General features: G+C 70.4%; 19 protein-coding genes. 8 read left to right on the forward strand and 11 right to left on the reverse strand.

Features of this window, described 5'->3' with window-relative positions; genetic code table 11:
- Positions 1-10: 10 nt before the first annotated feature.
- Entirely contained in the window at positions 11-1,261 is a 1,251-nt protein-coding gene (locus ACIBHX_RS30680; protein WP_397070796.1) for a serine hydrolase domain-containing protein, read from the reverse strand.
- Between the two features lie 94 nt (positions 1,262-1,355).
- Here ACIBHX_RS30680 and ACIBHX_RS30685 point away from each other — a divergent pair, with 94 nt between their 5' ends.
- The 3 genes from ACIBHX_RS30685 (at position 1,356) to ACIBHX_RS30695 (ending at position 3,045) form a co-directional block, all read left to right on the forward strand.
- Entirely contained in the window at positions 1,356-2,234 is an 879-nt protein-coding gene (locus tag ACIBHX_RS30685; protein ID WP_397070797.1) for an alpha/beta fold hydrolase, read from the forward strand.
- Positions 2,235-2,404: 170 nt separating this feature from the next.
- Entirely contained in the window at positions 2,405-2,734 is a 330-nt protein-coding gene (locus ACIBHX_RS30690; protein WP_397070798.1) for a hypothetical protein, read from the forward strand.
- 11 nt (positions 2,735-2,745) lie between these two features.
- The gene (locus tag ACIBHX_RS30695; protein WP_397070799.1) at positions 2,746-3,045 is read left to right on the forward strand and encodes a hypothetical protein; all 300 of its coding nucleotides are present in this window, start codon (positions 2,746-2,748) and stop codon (positions 3,043-3,045) included.
- Between the two features lie 9 nt (positions 3,046-3,054).
- Here the strand turns inward: ACIBHX_RS30695 and ACIBHX_RS30700 are convergent, their stop codons facing one another.
- Positions 3,055-3,198: a hypothetical protein gene (locus ACIBHX_RS30700; protein ID WP_397070800.1), complete on the reverse strand. Its 144-nt coding sequence runs from the start codon at positions 3,196-3,198 to the stop codon at positions 3,055-3,057.
- Between the two features lie 210 nt (positions 3,199-3,408).
- Complete coding sequence (locus ACIBHX_RS30705; RefSeq protein ID WP_397070801.1) at positions 3,409-5,739, reverse strand: Ig domain-containing protein; 2,331 nt, start codon at positions 5,737-5,739, stop codon at positions 3,409-3,411.
- A gap of 107 nt (positions 5,740-5,846) precedes the next feature.
- On the opposite strand from ACIBHX_RS30705, the gene ACIBHX_RS30710 reads away from it, so the two are divergent.
- Entirely contained in the window at positions 5,847-6,899 is a 1,053-nt protein-coding gene (locus ACIBHX_RS30710) for an ROK family protein (RefSeq protein ID WP_397070802.1), read from the forward strand.
- Positions 6,900-6,935: 36 nt separating this feature from the next.
- On the opposite strand, the gene ACIBHX_RS30715 is transcribed toward ACIBHX_RS30710, so the two are convergent.
- From ACIBHX_RS30715 to ACIBHX_RS30725, 3 genes are all read right to left on the reverse strand, one after another.
- On the reverse strand, positions 6,936-7,988 hold the full coding sequence (locus tag ACIBHX_RS30715; protein WP_397070803.1) for a glycoside hydrolase family 88 protein: 1,053 nt from the start codon (positions 7,986-7,988) through the stop codon (positions 6,936-6,938).
- Between the two features lie 108 nt (positions 7,989-8,096).
- Positions 8,097-8,672: a TetR family transcriptional regulator C-terminal domain-containing protein gene (locus ACIBHX_RS30720; RefSeq protein ID WP_397070804.1), complete on the reverse strand. Its 576-nt coding sequence runs from the start codon at positions 8,670-8,672 to the stop codon at positions 8,097-8,099.
- A gap of 29 nt (positions 8,673-8,701) precedes the next feature.
- The gene (locus ACIBHX_RS30725) at positions 8,702-9,286 is read right to left on the reverse strand and encodes a TetR/AcrR family transcriptional regulator (RefSeq protein ID WP_397070805.1); all 585 of its coding nucleotides are present in this window, start codon (positions 9,284-9,286) and stop codon (positions 8,702-8,704) included.
- Between the two features lie 64 nt (positions 9,287-9,350).
- On the opposite strand from ACIBHX_RS30725, the gene ACIBHX_RS30730 reads away from it, so the two are divergent.
- Both ACIBHX_RS30730 and ACIBHX_RS30735 read left to right on the forward strand, forming a co-directional pair.
- Positions 9,351-10,535, forward strand: coding sequence for a cytochrome P450 (locus ACIBHX_RS30730; protein ID WP_397070806.1), 1,185 nt, complete (start codon positions 9,351-9,353; stop codon positions 10,533-10,535).
- A 5-nt stretch (positions 10,536-10,540) separates the two neighbouring features.
- Positions 10,541-10,732 carry a ferredoxin gene (locus ACIBHX_RS30735; RefSeq protein WP_397070807.1) on the forward strand — a complete coding sequence of 64 codons (192 nt, stop codon included), beginning with the start codon at positions 10,541-10,543 and terminating at the stop codon, positions 10,730-10,732.
- Between the two features lie 9 nt (positions 10,733-10,741).
- Here ACIBHX_RS30735 and ACIBHX_RS30740 read toward each other — a convergent pair whose 3' ends face one another.
- The 3 genes from ACIBHX_RS30740 to ACIBHX_RS30750 all read right to left on the reverse strand — a co-directional run bounded on the left by ACIBHX_RS30740 (position 10,742) and on the right by ACIBHX_RS30750 (position 13,044).
- Positions 10,742-11,341: a hypothetical protein gene (locus tag ACIBHX_RS30740; protein WP_397070808.1), complete on the reverse strand. Its 600-nt coding sequence runs from the start codon at positions 11,339-11,341 to the stop codon at positions 10,742-10,744.
- Positions 11,338-12,390 (reverse strand): PASTA domain-containing protein, encoded by a 1,053-nt coding sequence (locus tag ACIBHX_RS30745; protein WP_397070809.1) that lies wholly within the window; start codon positions 12,388-12,390, stop codon positions 11,338-11,340. The genes ACIBHX_RS30740 and ACIBHX_RS30745 overlap by 4 nt, the downstream gene beginning before the upstream one ends.
- Before the next feature lie 120 nt (positions 12,391-12,510).
- On the reverse strand, positions 12,511-13,044 hold the full coding sequence (locus ACIBHX_RS30750; protein ID WP_397070810.1) for a helix-turn-helix domain-containing protein: 534 nt from the start codon (positions 13,042-13,044) through the stop codon (positions 12,511-12,513).
- A gap of 63 nt (positions 13,045-13,107) precedes the next feature.
- On the opposite strand from ACIBHX_RS30750, the gene ACIBHX_RS30755 reads away from it, so the two are divergent.
- Complete coding sequence (locus ACIBHX_RS30755) at positions 13,108-14,415, forward strand: erythromycin esterase family protein (protein ID WP_397070811.1); 1,308 nt, start codon at positions 13,108-13,110, stop codon at positions 14,413-14,415.
- Here ACIBHX_RS30755 and ACIBHX_RS30760 read toward each other — a convergent pair.
- The gene (locus ACIBHX_RS30760; RefSeq protein WP_397070812.1) at positions 14,357-15,499 is read right to left on the reverse strand and encodes a MalY/PatB family protein; all 1,143 of its coding nucleotides are present in this window, start codon (positions 15,497-15,499) and stop codon (positions 14,357-14,359) included. The two genes, ACIBHX_RS30755 and ACIBHX_RS30760, sit on opposite strands and share 59 nt — an antisense overlap.
- A 72-nt stretch (positions 15,500-15,571) precedes the next feature.
- Between ACIBHX_RS30760 and ACIBHX_RS30765 the strand changes: the two genes are divergently transcribed.
- Positions 15,572-16,027 (forward strand): MarR family winged helix-turn-helix transcriptional regulator, encoded by a 456-nt coding sequence (locus ACIBHX_RS30765; RefSeq protein WP_397070813.1) that lies wholly within the window; start codon positions 15,572-15,574, stop codon positions 16,025-16,027.
- A 4-nt stretch (positions 16,028-16,031) separates the two neighbouring features.
- Here ACIBHX_RS30765 and ACIBHX_RS30770 read toward each other — a convergent pair whose 3' ends face one another.
- Positions 16,032-17,114, reverse strand: a complete 1,083-nt coding sequence (locus tag ACIBHX_RS30770; RefSeq protein WP_397070814.1) for an NAD(P)/FAD-dependent oxidoreductase — start codon at positions 17,112-17,114, stop codon at positions 16,032-16,034.
- Positions 17,115-17,153 lie beyond the last annotated feature (39 nt).

The raw sequence follows: 17,153 nt of genomic DNA on the forward strand, positions 1-17,153 counted from the left end.
GGAGCCGGGCTCAGCCGCTTGGCGTGGGCGTCTCTGGGATGGCGGTGGGGTTCCCCGGGGTGGGCGTCCCTGGGGTGGGCGTCGTTGGAGTGGGGGTTTCCGGGCTGGGGCTGGAGGGGCCCGGGCTGGCCGAGGCCGCCCCGACCGGGAGGTCGAAGACGTGGTTCGGGGTGACCACCTCGGTGATGGCCTTGCCGAAGAGGGTGCTGGGTTCCTGGCCGCCCTGGAGGATGTCGGTGTTGAGCAGGACGACCAGCGTCGCCTGGTCCTCCGGCAGGTATATGACGAGCGCCTCGTAGCCGGGCAGCGAGCCGTTGTGCCCGATCCAGCCCTGGACGTTGAAGATGCCCAGCCCGTATCCGACGCCGGGGACGGTGGACGTGTCCATCTTGAGGCGTTCGGCCTGCGTCTTCGAGGTCAGGAGCGTGCCCGTGGCCAGGACGCGGGCCCAGGTGCGCAGGTCGGGCAGGTCGGAGATCATCGCTCCGGCGGCCCAGCCCCAGGAGGGGTTCCAGTCAGTGGCATCCTGGACCGTGCCCGATGCGTCCTGCTTGGTGTAGCCGTGGGCGTGCGGGCTCGGGAAGGTGGCGTCCGTCGGGAAGACGGTGTGCCCCAGGCCGGCCTTCTCCACCACGTTCGTGTGGATGAAGTCGTTCAGCGGCCGGCCGCCGATCTTCTCTACCACGAGTCCCAGCAGGATCGTGTTCGTGTTGGAGTACTGGAACCGCTCATCGGGCTGGAACCGTACCGGATGCTTGAAGGAGTAGGCCAGCAGTTCCTGCGGGGTGAAGGCCCGCTTCGGGTCAGCGGTGAAGGCCTTGAAGAATTCCTGGTCCTCGGTGTAGTTGAACAGTCCGCTGCGCATGTCCGCGAGGTCGCGCAGGGTGATCTTGTCGCCGTTGGGCACCCCGTCGACGTACTTGGCGATCGGGTCGTCGAGGCCGATCTTGGCCTGGTCGACGAGCTGGAGCAGGGCGGTCACGGTGAAGGTCTTGGTCACGCTGCCGATGCGCATGTTGAGGTCGGGCGTCATGGTGGTGTTGGTCGCCTTGTCCGCGACGCCGAAGGCGCGCACGTACGAGCCCTTGCCGGGAGCCGACAGGCCGACGATGACGCCTGGCACCTGGGCATCGCGCATGACCTTCTTGATAGCCACGTCCAGCCGCGCCGTGACCGTGGGGTTCAGGTCGGGAAAGTCCGTCTGGGCCTTCGGTACGGCCAGCAGAGCGGCCACCGTCAGCCACACGATCGAGTTCCTCATGGCACCCTTTTGCCCTATAAAAAGGACAAGAACTCCATCATCATCGTAAACATGTATAAATCACGCATCAGTGGCCGCATGCCATGATCGGAGCATGACTCACGCCTCCGTCACCACACCCGTGCTCGACATCGCCTACGAGAGCAGCGGCGAGGGCTCACCCGTGATCCTGCTGCACGGGTTTCCGTATGACGTCCGGGCGTACGACGAGGTGGCGCGGATCGTGGCCGCCGCGGGTCACCGGGTGCTCGTGCCGTACCTGCGGGGTTTCGGACCGACGCGATTCCTGGTCGCGGCGACGATGCGGTCGGGCCAGCAGGCGGCGATCGCGCAGGACCTGATGGACTTCATGGACGCGCTGGGCATCGACCAGGCGGTCCTGGCGGGCTACGACTGGGGCGGCCGGGCGGCCTGCATCACGGCCGCGACGCAACCCGGCCGGGTGCGCGGGCTGGTCACGGTGGACGGGTACAACGTGCAGAACCTCGCCTACGCCGACGAGCCCGTCGACCCCGAGTGGGAGGCCACCTACTGGTACCAGTACTACTTCCACTCCGAGCGCGGCCGCCGCGGGCTGGCGGCCAACCGGGAGCGGTTGTGCGAGCTGCTGTGGCGCACCTGGTCGCCGACCTGGCAGGACGCGGCCAAGGCGTTTCCCGCCAGCGCGCCGAGCCTGCACAACCCCGACTTCGTGGACGTCGTGCTCCACTCCTACCGGCACCGCTTCAACCTGGCCGAGGGCGATCCGCGCTACCAGCCGTTGGAGGACCTCATCGCCCAGGAGCCGCCGATCGCGGTCCCCGCGATCGTCCTGGAAAGCGGCGCCGACGGCGTGGGAGGGCCCGGCCCGGAAGGCGACCGCGAGTACTTCACCGGCTCCTACGAGCACCGCCTGCTGCCGGGCATCGGTCACAACGTGCCCCAGGAGGCGCCCCAGGCCTTTGCCGACGCCGTTCTCACCTTGTGCACCTGAGGGTCTAACCTTGCTCGCTTTTTAGATGAGCCAGGGCGTCTCCGATCAAAGGCAAGGGAATCCGACATATACCTAGAGAGGGGTCGGCAATGGCGACGTCTGCTTCACCGTATAGGTCGAGTGTCCCGAGCCGCTCGGGCTGGTTGGGATTCGCCGGCACGCTCGGCATCGTGCTCGGGATCTTCAACATCATCGAAGGCATCATCGCCCTGTTCAAGGAGACCTACTACGTGACGCCCGGGGGCAGGCTCCTGGTGTTCGACTACACGACCTGGGGCTGGATCTGGCTCATCATCGGTCTGATCCAGGTGGGCGTCGGCATCGGCATCCTGGCCGGTCAGATGTGGGCCCGGTGGGCGGGCGTAGCCCTGGCGGGGCTGGCGATGCTCGGGCAGTTCGCGTTCATGGCCGCGTACCCGATCTGGGCGCTGCTCTGCATCGCGCTCTCTGTCCTGATCATGTACGGCCTCCTCAGCGCACCGAAGGGCGCGACCGGATGAAGGAGAAAGCCGTGGAAGACCTCGAGGCACTGGCACAGGGTGACGGCGACGTGCTGGAAACACTCACCCAGATGACGGTGGACACGATGGAACGCTCGGGACTCGATCCCGAGACCTACATGCTGGTACGGCTGGCCGCGCTGGTCACCCTGGACGCCTCGGAGACGTCCTACCTGCTCAACCTGGGAGTGGCGGAGAAATTCGGCGTGCCGCTCGAGAAGGTCCGCGGGACCCTGGTCGCGATCGCGCCGGTGGTCGGCACCGCGCGCATCGTGTCGGGCGCCGCCAAGATGGGCATGGCCCTGACCTAGAAGCCTGACCTAGGTGTACGCCACGGTGGCCATTTCCAGCAGGACGAACGCGGCCACCGCGGCGGCACGGTTGAGGTTGGGTCCGCGCACGAAGGCGTAGATGGCCAGCGGACCGAACAGCATCCAAGCGGTTCCCAGCAGTGCTCCGAGCATGAGCGGTCCCCCGATTCCGCGTAGATGATCTGATTACAGCGCGAATCGGATATCCCCGGCCACCAGCGTTAGCCCAAGGCTCAACCAGGAAAAACGGACCAGCGGCTTCTTCTGGAGAACCCGGTGATGCGGCGAACGTCGCGCCTGGTCCAGGCGTCGCCTTGGGTGCGTGGCCGCCCGCGGCGGGCCGGCGGCCACGGCACGGTTGCGTCAGGGGCGGACGGTCAGCTCGTAACCGGCCTGGGCGGCCGGCTGGCCGTCCGTGCTGCGGGCCGTGATGGTGAAGGCGGCTCGCTCGGCGCGCACCGGGGTGCCGATGATGCCGCCCGTGTCCTGGTTGAGGGTCAGGCCCTTGGGCAGGGCGCCGGCGGTCACCTCGTACCTGACGGTGGCCGGGGTGTTCGTGGTGACCTTCGCCTCGTAGAGCCGGTGCAGGCTCGCCTGGGGCAGCGAGGTGGTGGCCAGCCGCGGGGTAGGCACGGCGACGGGCTGCGGCGAGCCGATGGGGTTGCCGGCGGCGTCGAGCTCCTGCAGCGACCACTGCTTGCCGGGCTCGACGACCGTGAGATGCCAGTTGGTCGACTGGTCGCGGAAGCGCGCCCGCTGCTCCTCGGTGAAGGCGCCGAGGTTGCGCGCGGTCTCCCACTGCTTGATCGCGTCCAGCACCCGCTTGCCGTTCTCGCCACCCGCGTTGAGGCTGGACACCGAGGTCTGGAAGCCGGCGCCCGCGTTCAGCCCGGCGCCGCGCGCCAGCTTGCCCTCCACGCTCAGCAGGCTCTCCGAGCCGCGCAGGCTGATCCAGCCGAGCATGCCCGGCAGGAAGTTGGCCCGGTAGAACTCGTTGTTGATGAAGACCTGGTTCATGGTGGTCACGCCGACCTCGCCCCAGCTGGCCCGGGTGAGCGCGTCCCAGGTGTTGGAGGTCATGCGGCTCGTCTCGGTGATGTGGCCGTCCTTGGCGGTGGTCTGGCGGTAGGTGCCGTTCACAAGCCTGGCCTGGCCGTACGAGCCCCAGCCGGACTCCGAGGCGGACTCCACGCCGTCGTAGGAGTTGGCCAGGATGCCGGTGCCGTTCCAGGCGGTGGCCAGGCGGGTGGCGATCTCGTCGATGATGCCCACGCCGCCGATGGGCCCGCCGTAGCTGTTGACGATCACGCGGGCGGCGCGGTCGCCCTTGGCGTGAGCGGCGGCGGCCGAGCTCCACTGGCCGCGGCGCAACCCGGTCACCACCCATTCGCCGCCGGACTGCTGGACGGATCCGTAGCCGATGAACTCGTCGCCCACCCGCAGCAGCGTGTTGTACAGCCCGGGCGCGAAGGGCGCGTTGGAGTCAAGGTACAGGGTGGTGTCGCCGGGGGCGAGCGGGCGGGTCAGCGTGGCGCGCTGCGCGGTCGCGAGCCTCGGGTCGGCGGGCGCCGGGCTCACGTAGCGGTCGTTGGTGCTGACGAAGTCGGAGATGGTGTGCACGCCGAGCCGTACACCGTTGTTCTTGGCGAGCTCGACCGCCTGCGCGGCGGCGGCGTCGCTGCCGCCGAGGCTGGAGTTGAACTGGTAGTGGCCCGTCGTCTGCCACGGCCCGACGGCGTTGGGCAGGGAGTACACGTAGCCGATCCCGGCTGCCTTGGCGAAGCCTGCCGCCGCGGGGATCGTGTCGGTCCGCAGGTCGCCGAGCACGAGGAAGGACTGGCTGCTGGCCTGCGCGCTCTTCTGCCACTGCCCGTTCTGCGTCGGATACGGCAGGCCCTCGTCCTTGGCGATGTTCGACAGGACCGTGGGCGTGAGCTCGGGCGAGGCTCCGAAGAGCGCGACCTTGGATCCGGCGATCTTTCCGTCGTCGCCGGGGAGCGGGCCGACCGGGATGGGGTGGCCGCCGAGATTCCTGCGATCGCGTTCCTTGGTGTAGTCGTAGGTGAAGGCGCGCAGCACCGAGCCCCAGCCGGTCTTGCCGGCGGCGCTCCACTCCTCGTGCGGGGCGACCTGCAGCCTGGAGGGGTTGTCCTCGACCTCGCTCTCCCAGCCGAACTGCTGGTACTCCTGCGGCCAGGCGCCCTCGGTCCTGTCGGTCAGCGAGCGCAGGCCGACCGCGAAGGCGTCGTCGCGGACCACGCCGACGGTCTCGCCGATGGTCTTGGTGATGGAGGTGGCCAGCGGGCCCCACAGCAGGGTCTGCACGTCGCCGGTGGCCTCGATCCTGGTCGCCTCCAGGGTCGTGTAGCCGGGCTTGCCCTGGACCTTGACTTCGACCGTGAAGTGCTCGCCGCTGAAGGTGAGCAGGTCGCGCCGGGTACGGGTGACCTTGGTCGGCCGCTCCTGCCTGCCGTCGATCACCAGGCTGAGCAGGGAGGCGGACTTGCCGTTCGCGAGGTGGTCGGCGCCGGTCCTGGAGTCGCGCAGGCCGGTGACGGTTCCGGTGGGGTCGAGCTCGATCGTCAGGTAGCCGGCGGCGACGTCGCCCACGGGGGCGGCGCTCGCCGGTGCCGGGGTCAGCGTGAGTGCTCCGGCCACCAGGACTGCTGCGGCTAACGTCCCTGCTTGGCGCACTTGTGCCTCCATTAATTTTGGAGTTTCTTTAATAATTGCCGGAAGTGTGACACCCTCCATCTGTGTCGTCAAGACTTCGATCACCCATTCATCGGATCAATGCGGAAGTGCTCCACGCGCTCTACGCGGCGGCCGGCTCCAGCCTCACCCTCACAGAGCTGGCCGAACGCTCAGGAGTGTCCAGGCCGACCGCAGAGGAGGCCGCGCTCGCCATCGTGACGGCAGGGCTCGCGATCGAGACATCCGATGAAATGGCGGGCCCCCGGCCTGTCGGGCGGCCCGCCAAGCGTTACGCGTTCCGCGCGGACGGCGCCTTCGTGGCGGGCATCGACATCGGCGGCCACAAGATCCTCGCCTGGTGCGCCGACCTGCTCGGCCGCCCGCGCGGCAGTCACAGGATCGACGTCGACCCGGAACTGCCGCCACGGCAGCGGCTCGACGCGGCGCGCGAGGCGCTGCGCCGGGCCGTCAGGTGCGCCCGCGTGGCGCAGCGCGACGTGGTCGCCGTCGGCGTGGCGACCACCGGCATCGTGGGCGGGGACGGCGTCGTCGCCCTCAGCGCCGACCTGCCGGGCTGGACCGGCGTCGACCTGCGCGCCGAGCTCGCGGTGATCGGCGACGCGCCGGTCGTGGTCGGCAACGACTGCAACCTCGCCGCGCTGGCCGAGCAGTGGCGGGGCGCCGCCCAGGACGTCGAGGACGTCGCCTACATCCTGGCGGGCCGCCGCATCGGCGTCGGCCTGCTGATCGGCGGCCGCATCCACAGCGGCCGCCACGGCGCCGCCGGCGAGATCGGCGTCCTGGCCAGGAGCGGCTGGTTCGCCGCGCTCGAGCGCATCGAGCGGGGCACGGCGACGCGGGACGGCGCCTACACCGCCGAGTTCATCGGCGACTTCGCCACCGGCATCGCCGCCACGGTCCTGACCGTGGATCCGGACGCGGTCGTCATCGGCGGCGGGCTCGCCCACGCCAAGGAGAGCCTGATCGAGCCGCTGCGCGCCGAGCTGGACCGTCTGTGCCTGTTCCCTGTCCGGGTGGAGGCGTCCACACTGGCTGACGAGTCGGTGGTGATGGGCGCGGTCCGCATCGCCCTCGACGACGCCTCCACCCGCCTGTTCTCCGTATCCGGCAGGCCTTCGCCCGCACGCAGCAGAACCTGACCTCGGGATACCGCGACGACGGCTTGTCCAGCAGAGTTACAGGTTCGCGACTTCGCTTCCCGCGAGGAGGAAGGCGCCGACGCCGAACGCGTCGGTGTCCGTGGCGCTCCATGGGTAGTGATCGCTGGGCCTGGCGCCCGGGCCCTGGACGTAGCCGAGGAGCCCGTCGGAGCGCAGGGCGACGGTCACCAGTCCCTGCCAGGCCCGCTCCACGACCGGCCGGTAGACGGTCGGATCCAGCAGGCCGTGGTTGATCCCCCAGGCCAGGCCGTAGGTGAAGAAGGCGGTGCCGCTGGTCTCGGGACCCGCGTAGTTGATCGGGTCGGTCAGGCTCGCGTTCCAGAAGCCGTCGGAACGCTGCAGCGGAACGAGGGCGGCGGCCATCGCACGGAGCGTGTCGGTGTAGTCGGGCTGACCGGGCACCGCGCCCAGCGTCTTGGCCAGCGCGGCGACAGCCCAGCCGTTGCCGCGCGACCAGTACGTGGACGTGCGCACGTAGTTCGCGTCACGCCACCACAGCCGCCGCTGCTGGTCCCACAGCCCGAGCCGGCGGCTGACGCGGGACTTGGTGTAGGTGTAGGAGGCGTAGAGGTAGTCGGTGTAGCCGAGGCGGGCGTACACCGGCATCCCCATGTGCAGCGCGTCCACCCAGGTCCAGTACTGGCTGGAGCCGCTGGCGATCTGCGCGGTCACCCGGCTCATCGTCGCCTCGAGGTAGTGCGGCTGCGCGTCCAGCGCGTACAGGTCCAGGTAGACCTGTGCGGCGGCCTGATGGTCGGCGTTGTACGGCTTGCTGCTCACGTCGGCCATCAGCTGGTAGTCGTGGGCCTGCGCCCAGCCGCGCGTGAAGGCCAGGTAGCGCGGATCCTGGGTGAGCCGGTAGCAGGCCATCATGCCGCTGTGCAGGGTGGCGTTCTGCCAGTTGTTGTCGTTGCCGTACATCGGGGGCCGGCTCAGCCAGTAGTCGGCCGCCCGCCGCGTGTCGGCGATCACCTGCGTACGGCTCAGCGTCGCCGCCGCGGCCGGTCGCGCCACGATGGGGAGGCTCAGGGCGGCGGCCGCCAGGAAGCCCCGTCGGGATAACTCCACCTGAAGATCCATTCTCTCGACGCTCCCCCACACATAGGATGAATAGCGCGCAGGAGAAGGTCAACAGGTGGCTGATCACCACTCTACTTAATGATTCATCGGATGAGGTCAGGCGACCGTGCCGTGGGACAGGGCGCGGACCGCCTGCTTGGCGGCGTCCATCGCGCGTGCGAAGCTCGCCGGGTCCTCCAGGGCGCGGGCGAGCACGTAGGCGCCCTGGACGGAGGCGACCACGAGCGACGCGGCCGCCCGCGCGTCGACGTCGGGGCGCAGTTCGCCGCGTTCGACGCCCTCGGTGAACACCTGGGTGATGCGCTCGACCAGCCAGGCGAAGAACTCGGCCGCGGGCAGGCGCAGTGTCTGGTCGTCGACGATGTCGGCGTCCTGGACCAGCCGGCCGATCCGGCATCCGGCCAGAGGGTCACGCTCCATGTCCAGGTAGGCCGTCACCCGCTCGATCGCCGTCTCCCCCGTGCCCAGCGTGGCCTCGGCCGTCTGGCGGAGCAGGTCGGCGGAGTGCGTCATGGCCGCGGTGGCCAGGTCGGCCTTGCCGGAGAAGTGGTGGTACATGCTGCCCTGGCCGGCGTGGGCGCGCTTCTGGATCATCGCCGGGCTCGTCCCGGAGTATCCCCGCTCCCACAGCAGCTCGGACGTCGCCTCGATGAGTGTGTCCCGTGTTGCCATATCCGGACTGTACCTACTGTTAGGTACTCCTACGGGTGGAGCGAAGCCGGACGCGCGCCGTCCGGGTAGAGGGCGGCCAGGAGCGGCCAGGTCAGGGCGGCCATCTCGGCGGGCGTGCGCGGGCAGCCACGCTGCAGCCAGTCGGTCGCCACCCCGATGAGCGCCCCCGCGGTGAAGGCGGCCGGCACGTCGTGCGGAATGCCCTCGGACGGGTCCGTGATGCCGCGGGCTCCACGGTAGCTGCCCACCATGGCGCGCCGCCGTACGTGGTCGATGACGCGCGCGCTGCCCTGCGGCCCGAGCAGGCTGCGGTAGAGGCCCGCGTGCTCGGCGAGGTGGGCGAAGAAGGCCAGCAGCGAGTGCGTCGCGTCGCCGCTCGGCCTGGGCATGGAGTCGATCAGGGTGTCGATCATCGTGGTGCACGCGACCTCGGCCAGCTCGTGCACGTCGCGGTAGTGGTCGTAGAACGTGGAGCGGCTGACCCCGGCCCGCTCGACGACGTCGGCGACGCTGATGCGGGACAGGTCCTGGGCGTCGACGAGGTCGATCAGCGCACGCTGCAGGGTCTCCTGGGTGCGCCGTACGCGCCGATCTCCGCTGGTCACATCACTCATTGTACTGTTCCCTACACATGTAGGTTAAGCTACACATGTAGGCAAAGCGCGGGAAGGACTGAGGATGAGCGTTGACTATCCGATCCCCGGCGACGCGGCGCTCGACCCGCCCACCGAGTGGGCGCGGCTGCGCCAGGAATGCCCGGTCGCCAAGGTCAGGCTGCCCAGCGGCGACGAGGCGTCGCTGCTGACCCGCTACGAGGACGTCAAGCGGGTGCTGGCCGACCCGCGCTTCACCCGGCGGCTCGACGCGGACGACGCGGCCCGCCTGTCCGACACCGACTCGGGCGGGGTGTTCAACAATGAGATGTCCCAGGTGATCCCCGACGGTGGCGAGGGACACCAGCGGTGGCGCCGCCAGGTCGGCAAGTGGTTCACCGCCAAGCGCATGACCATGCTCCGGGCCCCGATGGAGCGGATGGCCGACCAGCTCGTCGACGACATGGTCAAGCGCGGCCGGCCCGCCGACCTCAAGGCCTGCCTGGGCTTCCCGCTGCCGGTGTACGTGATCTGCGACCTGCTCGGCGTGCCCGCCGCCGACCGCGACAGGTTCGCCTACTGGTCCGACGCGCTGCTCAACCTCACCAGGTACGGCCAGGCCGAGGTGGAGGCCGCGCAGGCGGAGTTCGTGGCGTACATGTCCGAGCACGTGGCCGCCGTACGCGCGAACCCGGGCGAGGACCTACTCAGCGAGCTGATCAAGGGCGGCGAGCTGTCGGACGCCGAGCTGCTGGCCACCGGGATGGGCCTGCTGGTGGCCGGGCACGAGACCACCGCCAACATGATCGGCAAGATGGTGTCGATGCTGCTGGCCGACCGCGCCCGGTGGGAGCGGTTGCTGGCCGACAGGTCGCTGGTGCGCACGGCGGTGGAGGAGGCGCTGCGGTTCGACGCCAACGCGGGCTTCGGCCTGCCGCGCTACATCGGCGAGGAGATCGAGATCGCCGGGACCACGCTGCCTGGCGGCACCACCGTGATCTGCAACATGGCCGCGGCCAACAGGGACGACGGCGTCTTCGACGGCGCTGCCGAGATGGATCTGAGCCGCTCCCCCAACCCGCACCTGGCCTTCGGCTCGGGGGCGCACTCCTGCCTGGGTCAGGCGCTGGCCCGCACGGAGCTGCAGGTCGTGCTGGAGGTGCTGCTGCGCAGGCTGCCGACGCTGGAGCTGGCCGTCCCCGCGCACGAGCTGCGGCGGGTGGACGGCCTGGTCGTGGGCGGACTCAGCGAAGTCCCGGTGCGGTGGTGAGCGCGATGAGGGTGACGGTGGACGAGGGCAAGTGCTGCGGCGCCGGTCAGTGCGTGCTGATCGCGCCCGACGTCTTCGACCAGCGTGACGACGACGGCATCGTCGTCCTGCTGGAAGCCGAGCCCGCCGAGCACCTGCACACGGCGGTCCGCGAAGCGGCCGCTGTCTGCCCGGGCGGGGCCATCGAAGCGTCCTGAGGGCCCCCGTCAGTGGGCGGTCCTCGCATCGCGTAGCAAGGGGATGCCCTCGCCCAGGTCGCGGTTGATGGGAAGCTCGACCTGCACGAGGTCCCTGCCGGCCAGTTCGATGCCCTGCATGGAGCAGGCGAGAGAGGCGGTGCAGGTGCCGGCCGTCAGGCGCATCAGGCGGCCGTTGCGGATGCTGGCCTGGACCAGGGCGAGTTTCAGCTTCAGGTCGACGCCGAGCGTGAGGCGGTGGACCGGTTGGCCGTTGACCTGGACCTCGACGTAGGGGTCGTGGTGGGAGACGATCTCGTGCTCCAGGAGCGGCACCATCTGGCCTGTGCCGGGGTTGTCGAGGGTCCTGCGAGCCGCGGCGCGCAGGGCGCGGTACGTGGACCAGCCGTTCAGCAGGACCGTGCCCAGGTCGATGCCTTGCAGCAGTTCGCCGCTCGCCATGGCGGCCTTGCGCACCAGGTCGCCGGGTGGCGCCTGGACCCGGCGGCTGAGCTCGTCCACGACCCGGCCGACGTCCACGGCGCGCGCCAGTTCCTCGACCACCTGGCTCGGGTCGGCGTTCAGCAGCAGGTCGGCCGTGCTGGGGTGAGTGGTGAAGGATGCGGTCACCGTACGATCTCCCTGATCTCCTGGCGGCCCTGGTCGTGGTGACAGACGAAGTCGATGCTGAGTGACGGCTCGCGGACCTCCACGCGCGGGTTGAGGTCGGCGTACGGCACGCACACCACGGAGACCGGAGCGGTGCGCCGAGCCGGACGGCGGGCACGGCGCAGTCCCCAGACGACCACGACCAGGCCCAAGAGCAGGAGCGGGAGCAGGAGCCACGGCGGCGGCAACGAGGTCGACGAGCCGGTCTCGGAGGGAGTGATCTCTGGGGTGGATGAGTCCGACGAGGGCGAGGGCGAGGGCTCGGGGCCCGGGGTGAGCGTGACGGTGACCGAGCTGCCGCGGTCGACGACGGTGCCGGGCGACGGGTCCTGAGCGCTGATCTCGCCCGTGGAGCCGCTGCCGACGACGAGCGTGAGGCCCAGGTCCTCGAGCCGCTTGCGTGCCGTGCTCTCGCTGAGCCCGCTGAGATCGGGGACCGTGACGCCGGTCGGCGTCGGGGCGCGCAGCTGGAGCGTGACCGTGCTGCCGGGGTCGACCTTGGTGCCGGCGGCGGGGTCCTGCGAGGCCACCACGTGCGGATCGGCCGCCTCGCCCGAGGCCACGGACGGTTCGAGCCCGGCGTCGCGGATCGTCTGCTCGGCCTGGTCCTGGGGCTGGCCTACGACGTCGGGGACCGTGACCGTGGATGCCGCCAGGTCGATGGTCACGGTGGAGCCGCAGTCGGCCTGCTCCTCGCTGGTCGGGGTCTGGTCGCTCACCTTCCAGTCGCTGCCGGCCTCGGAAGGCCGCGACTCGGTGTCGAACCCGGCCTGCGCCAGCGCGGCGACCGCGGCGTCACGGGTCATGCCCATGACGTTGGGGACGGGCCCCCCGGCGTTGCCGTCGTGGGTGGTGCTCCGCCACTCCTCCAGCGTCGGGCAGGACGGGGCGGGCGTCGGCGTGGCCCGTGCGGGCACCGCCGAGCCGATCACCATCGCGGCCAGCAACACGATCACGCTCGCGGCCCGCATCTCGCCTCCTGGCATCAGCCCGGACACTAGACGCGTCACCTGGCCAGGGCATGAGTATCCCCTACTCAGTTGGTGTCGAATCGCGATGCCAGAAAGGCGCGCCCGGCGTCGTTTTCAGCCGGCGCGATCGCCTTCTCGTACTCAATCGCGAGCGAGACCTCACGAATTCGACGGCGTGGGGAAGAAGATCGCGCTCAACAGGTGGGGGCTGCGGCCAGGAGCGGGCTCGTTGCGCCATTTCGCGGCGAGCAGGGCCCCCAGTTCGGCGACCATGTCGTCGACCTCGTCGGGGCTGAGCCAGACGACGCCCTGCCGATAGCCCACCTTGTCGGCGAGTGGGTCGGCCCCCTCCGTGTCCAGGTAGGCGTTGAACTCGGCGAGCAGGCTGGCCATGGCGGCGGCGAATCCGCGGCGGTGGTCGTCCAGTGACATCGACGCGGTGGCCTCGTCGTCGATCTTCGTGCGGTCCCTGCGCAGCCGGTAGTGGCGTTCGACGGCGCCGTGCACGCGCTGCTCGTCGGCCACCTCCAGCACGTCCGCCTCCGCGAGCAGGCCGACGTGCCGGTACACGGTGGTCTTGGGGACATCGGGCAGGTGCTCGCACAGCTCGGACGTCGTGCGGGTCTCCCCGCTCGACAGGGCGTGCACGATGCGCAGCCGCACCGGGTGCAGGAGCAGATCGAGGGTGTCCACAGACCTACGATCCCATATTTGGTACCATTCCCAAAGTTGGGAAAGCACAAGAAGGAGAGCGACATGATCTTTCCGCTGGACACGCTGGACCCGGCCGCGCCGCTGGACGACCTGGGGTGGCTGGACGAGGTGATCGGCGACGCCCGGGTGGTGGCGTTCGGCGAGAGCGCGCACTACAACCGCGAGTACCTCCAGCTGCGGCACCGCGTACTGCGCTACCTGGTGGAGCGGCACGGCTTCGGCGCCTACGCGATGGAGTCGGGGTTCCCCGAGGGGTGGCAGGTCGACCGCTGGGTCAGAGGCGGCGAAGGCGAGCTCGGCCGGGCGCTGGCCGAGGGCATGACGTCCCTGATGGGGATGTGGACGCAGACCGGCGACCAGCTGCGGTGGATGCGCGAGCGCGGCGATCTCGGCTTCTACGGGGTCGACCTGCCGGGCTCGATGGTGTCCATGCTGCCGGGGCTCGACGCCGTGCTCGCCTACCTGGCCGAAGCCGACCCCGGTTTCCAGCCCGACCCGGCCATCAGGGAGACGGCCTCGTCCACCGCCGCGCCGTCCGCGTTCTCGGTCGCCACGGCCATGGAGGGGTACGGCAAGCTCGCCCCCGAGGCCAGGGACGCGCTGACGGCGGGCCTGGCCGACCTGTCCGCCCGCCTGACCGGCCACCGCCTTGCCTATGTCCGGCGCACCGGCGCCGAGGCCTATGAGCGGGCGCTGCGAGCGATGCGCGTCACGGTCGACCTGGACGCGTTCTGCCGGCGGCTGCCCGACGGCGACCGCGAGTCGATGATGCTCATCCGCGACGCCGCCATGGCCGACACGCTCGAGTGGATCCTCCGCAAGGAAGGCCGGATCGTGCTCGGCGCCCACAACGGCCACGTCCAGCGCACGCCCCTCGCCATGCCAGGGACGTCCCCCGTGACGATGCTCGGCGCTCACCTGGCCGACCGGCTGGGCGACGACTACCTGGTCATCGGCACGACCACGGGCACGGGCCAGATCCTCAACGCGAACCCCGACTTCTACACCGGCACCCTCTTCGTCCCCACCCAGGCGCCCGAGCCCGGCAGCCTCGACGCCTTCATGGCCGCCAGGCACGACGGCCTGTTCGCCCTTGACCTGCGCCGCCTGTCACCCGCCGACGCCGAGGCCGTCCGCGCCGTCACCAGGCAGCGGGGCGGCGCCGGCGAGCTCTACGTCGACCAGAACCCGCTGGAGGCCTTCGACGTCGTCATCCACTTCCCGCACGTCACACCCGCCGACCCCGACCCTGGCGCGCTGGCCTGCGCCTCCGGCGATGTGCGGGAGGCGTTCACGCGATGGCTTGCCGTAGCCGGTGGAGCATCTCCTGAAGGATCGGACCCGAAGTAGCGAAGTTGAGACGGGCGTAGCCCCCTCCGCCCGGGCCGAAGGAGGGCCCGCTGCTGAGCTTGACGTTCGCACGCTCGAGGAGGTGCGCGGCCGGGTCCGGGCCGAGATCCAGGCCGCGGAAGTCCAGCCAGGCCAGGTAGGTGGCCTCCGGCAGATGGTGGCGCACCCCGGCGGGCAGGGATGCGGCGATCAGGCGGCGGTTCCTGTCCAGGGTGGCGCGGACCTCGGCGAGCCAGCCGTCGCCCTCACGCCAGGCGGCCAGCGTGGCGAGCACGCTCAGCGAGCTGACCTCGCCGAACAGCAGCGGCGGCTGCGCGGCCAGCGCCTCGCGGACCCGCGCGTCCCCGAGGTGGGCGACCGAGCAGCGCAGCCCCGCCAGGTTGAACGCCTTGCTCGCCGACGTCATCGTCACGGTACGGCCGGCCGCCTCGGGGCCCAACGCGGCGAACGGGATGTGCCGGTGCGGGTCGTGGGTGAGGTCGGAGTGGATCTCGTCCGAGATGACCACCAGGTCGTGGCGCTCGGCGACCTCGGCGACGACCGCCAGCTCGTCCCTGGAGAACACCCGTCCGGTCGGGTTGTGCGGGTTGACCAGGATGAGCGCCCGGCAGTCGTGCCGTGCCACGTCGGCGGCCAGCCGCTCGGGGTCGAACCCCCAGCCGTCGCCGTCGTCGAGCATCGGGATGGGGACCAGCCGCCGCCCCATGTCCTGCAGCGTCTGCAGGAACGGCGGGTAGGCCGGGGTGTGGATGGCCACGGCGTCGCCCGGCTTGGTGGCCAGGTGCAGGGTGACCTGCAGCGACTGGATCAGCTCGGTGAACAGGCGGACGTGCGCGGGGTCGAAGGTGGCGTCGTAGCGGCTCTTCATCCGCTCGGCGAAGGCGTCCCTGAGCGGGTTCAGCCACGGCTGGTCGTCCCAGGCGGGATAGCCCAGGTCGTCGCTGCCGGCGAGCACGTCGCGCACCGCCTGCGGAACAGGGAAGTCCATGTCCGCGATCCAGGCCGGCAGCACGCCTGGCGCGACAGCGGACCACTTCACTCCGGGGCGCCGCCTCAGGACATCGGGATCGAGGTCGTCGAACATAAGGACTGATACTAGACCATTCGCCCCAAAGGGGGTTAGTTCGGCGGGCGAACTACAAGGTAGGGTAAGGGGATGGGCAAGGTCGAGGAGAGCATGGGAGTCGTCACCGCGCTGGTGCGGTCGTCGTTCCTGATCAACTCCGTGTACACGGAATCGGCCAGGGAGTACGGGCTGACGCCCCAGCAGGGGCAGCTGCTGTGCGTGCTGATGGCACAGGCGTACGGGATGAGCGAGCTGGGCGCGACGCTGGGGCTGGCCAAGTCCAGTCTCACCGAGCTGGTCGACCGCACCGCCCAGCGCGGCCTGGTGCGGCGCGAGCCGGACCCGAGGGACCGCCGCGCGGTCCGGGTCGGGCTCACCGAGCAGGGCAGCGAGCTGGCCGAGGCGTTCTACACCGAGACCTGCCGCCGCATCGACACGCTCCCCGCCGGGCTGGACGGCGCGGAGCGCGCGACGCTCGCCGGGCTGCTGGCCCGCGTGGTCCAGGACAACAACGTGCCCACGGTCTTCCTCGACCCTCCTCAGTGACGGCTCACGCGGCCGCCTTGCTCTCCAGGCCGAACAGCGCGGAGAAGCGGCCGGTGAACAGATCCGCCCCCTTGTACTCCGCGACCTCGCGCGCGGGCAGCACGACAGGCCCGTCGGGTGAGGGCAGCTGCCCGACGCCGCCGCTCGGGCCGAGCGGCAGCAGCACGAAGGGCACCTCCGAGGGCCGGTAGGTCGCGGCGGGCCGCTCCCCGCGCACCTGGGCCAGGATGTTCTCCGCCACGACCTCGGCGTGCCGCATCGCGTTGCCGGCCATCTTGGCCTCGGCGAGGTCGGTGATGTCGCCGATGGCGTAGACGTGCTCGTGCCCCGCCACGCTGAGGTGCTCGGTCACCCTGATGTGCCCCTGTGGCGTCAGTACGGTGGCCAGCTCGTCACCCAGGTAGCCGGTGTTGACGCTGACGCCGTGGGCGCGGAACCAGATGTCGGCGGAGACGGGCCCCACGGTGAACGGCGCGGCGACGCCCGGCTCCACGGGCGGCGTGCCGTACGAGGCGCCCAGCCGCAGCTCCACGCCGAGCGCGTCGAGCTGGCCGCGCAGATCCTCGCGCATCTCGGCGGCGAAGCCGGGCATCAGCTCCGGCTGCGGGTCGACGATGACGACGTGCTTGTCCGGCCAGACCACCTTGATCTCGCCCGCCAGCTCGAGCCCGACCGGACCGGCCCCGGCGATCAGCACCCGGCCTGCCGCCGCGAGGCCGGCGTTCAGCTCGAGCAGCCGCCGCCGGGCGTGCCCCGAGGAGTCGGTGTCGAACTTGAACGGGAACGGATAGCCGGAACCGGTGGCGAGCACCAGGAAGTCGGCCTCCACCCGCGCCCCCGAGGCCAGCACCACGCCCCCGGGGTCCACCGAGACGGCCCGCTCCCTGATCACCCGGCCGCGCTCCATCAACCGGTCATACGGGAAGAACAGGTTGTCCGCCCATTCCGGCCGCACCAGGGCCCGCAACGACGCCGCGTTCTGCACGAAGGCGTCCTTGGGCTCGATGAGCACGACGTCGGTCTCCCCGTCCAGGGCCTTGGCCGCGCTGGCCCCGCCGTACCCGCCACCAATGATCACAACTCTCATGACGCACCCCTCTTGAAGTTCGTTCCACGAACCATATTC

Source organism: Nonomuraea sp. NPDC050536 (genome assembly GCF_044457685.1).
In the GTDB taxonomy this organism is placed as follows: Bacteria; Actinomycetota; Actinomycetes; order Streptosporangiales; family Streptosporangiaceae; genus Nonomuraea.

Excerpts from the sequence above, each read along its gene's own strand:
- ACIBHX_RS30685 (WP_397070797.1), top strand. The coding sequence starts at position 1,356 with ATGACTCACGCCTCCGTCACCACACCCGTGCTCGACATCGCCTACGAG.
- ACIBHX_RS30770 (WP_397070814.1), bottom strand. The coding sequence starts at position 17,114 with ATGAGAGTTGTGATCATTGGTGGCGGGTACGGCGGGGCCAGCGCGGCC.
- ACIBHX_RS30720 (WP_397070804.1), bottom strand. The coding sequence starts at position 8,672 with ATGGCAACACGGGACACACTCATCGAGGCGACGTCCGAGCTGCTGTGG.
- ACIBHX_RS30765 (WP_397070813.1), top strand. The coding sequence starts at position 15,572 with ATGGGCAAGGTCGAGGAGAGCATGGGAGTCGTCACCGCGCTGGTGCGG.
- ACIBHX_RS30755 (WP_397070811.1), top strand. The coding sequence starts at position 13,108 with ATGATCTTTCCGCTGGACACGCTGGACCCGGCCGCGCCGCTGGACGAC.
- ACIBHX_RS30735 (WP_397070807.1), top strand. The coding sequence starts at position 10,541 with ATGAGGGTGACGGTGGACGAGGGCAAGTGCTGCGGCGCCGGTCAGTGC.
- ACIBHX_RS30680 (WP_397070796.1), bottom strand. The coding sequence starts at position 1,261 with ATGAGGAACTCGATCGTGTGGCTGACGGTGGCCGCTCTGCTGGCCGTA.
- ACIBHX_RS30730 (WP_397070806.1), top strand. The coding sequence starts at position 9,351 with ATGAGCGTTGACTATCCGATCCCCGGCGACGCGGCGCTCGACCCGCCC.
- ACIBHX_RS30725 (WP_397070805.1), bottom strand. The coding sequence starts at position 9,286 with ATGAGTGATGTGACCAGCGGAGATCGGCGCGTACGGCGCACCCAGGAG.
- ACIBHX_RS30760 (WP_397070812.1), bottom strand. The coding sequence starts at position 15,499 with ATGTTCGACGACCTCGATCCCGATGTCCTGAGGCGGCGCCCCGGAGTG.
- ACIBHX_RS30700 (WP_397070800.1), bottom strand. The coding sequence starts at position 3,198 with ATGCTCGGAGCACTGCTGGGAACCGCTTGGATGCTGTTCGGTCCGCTG.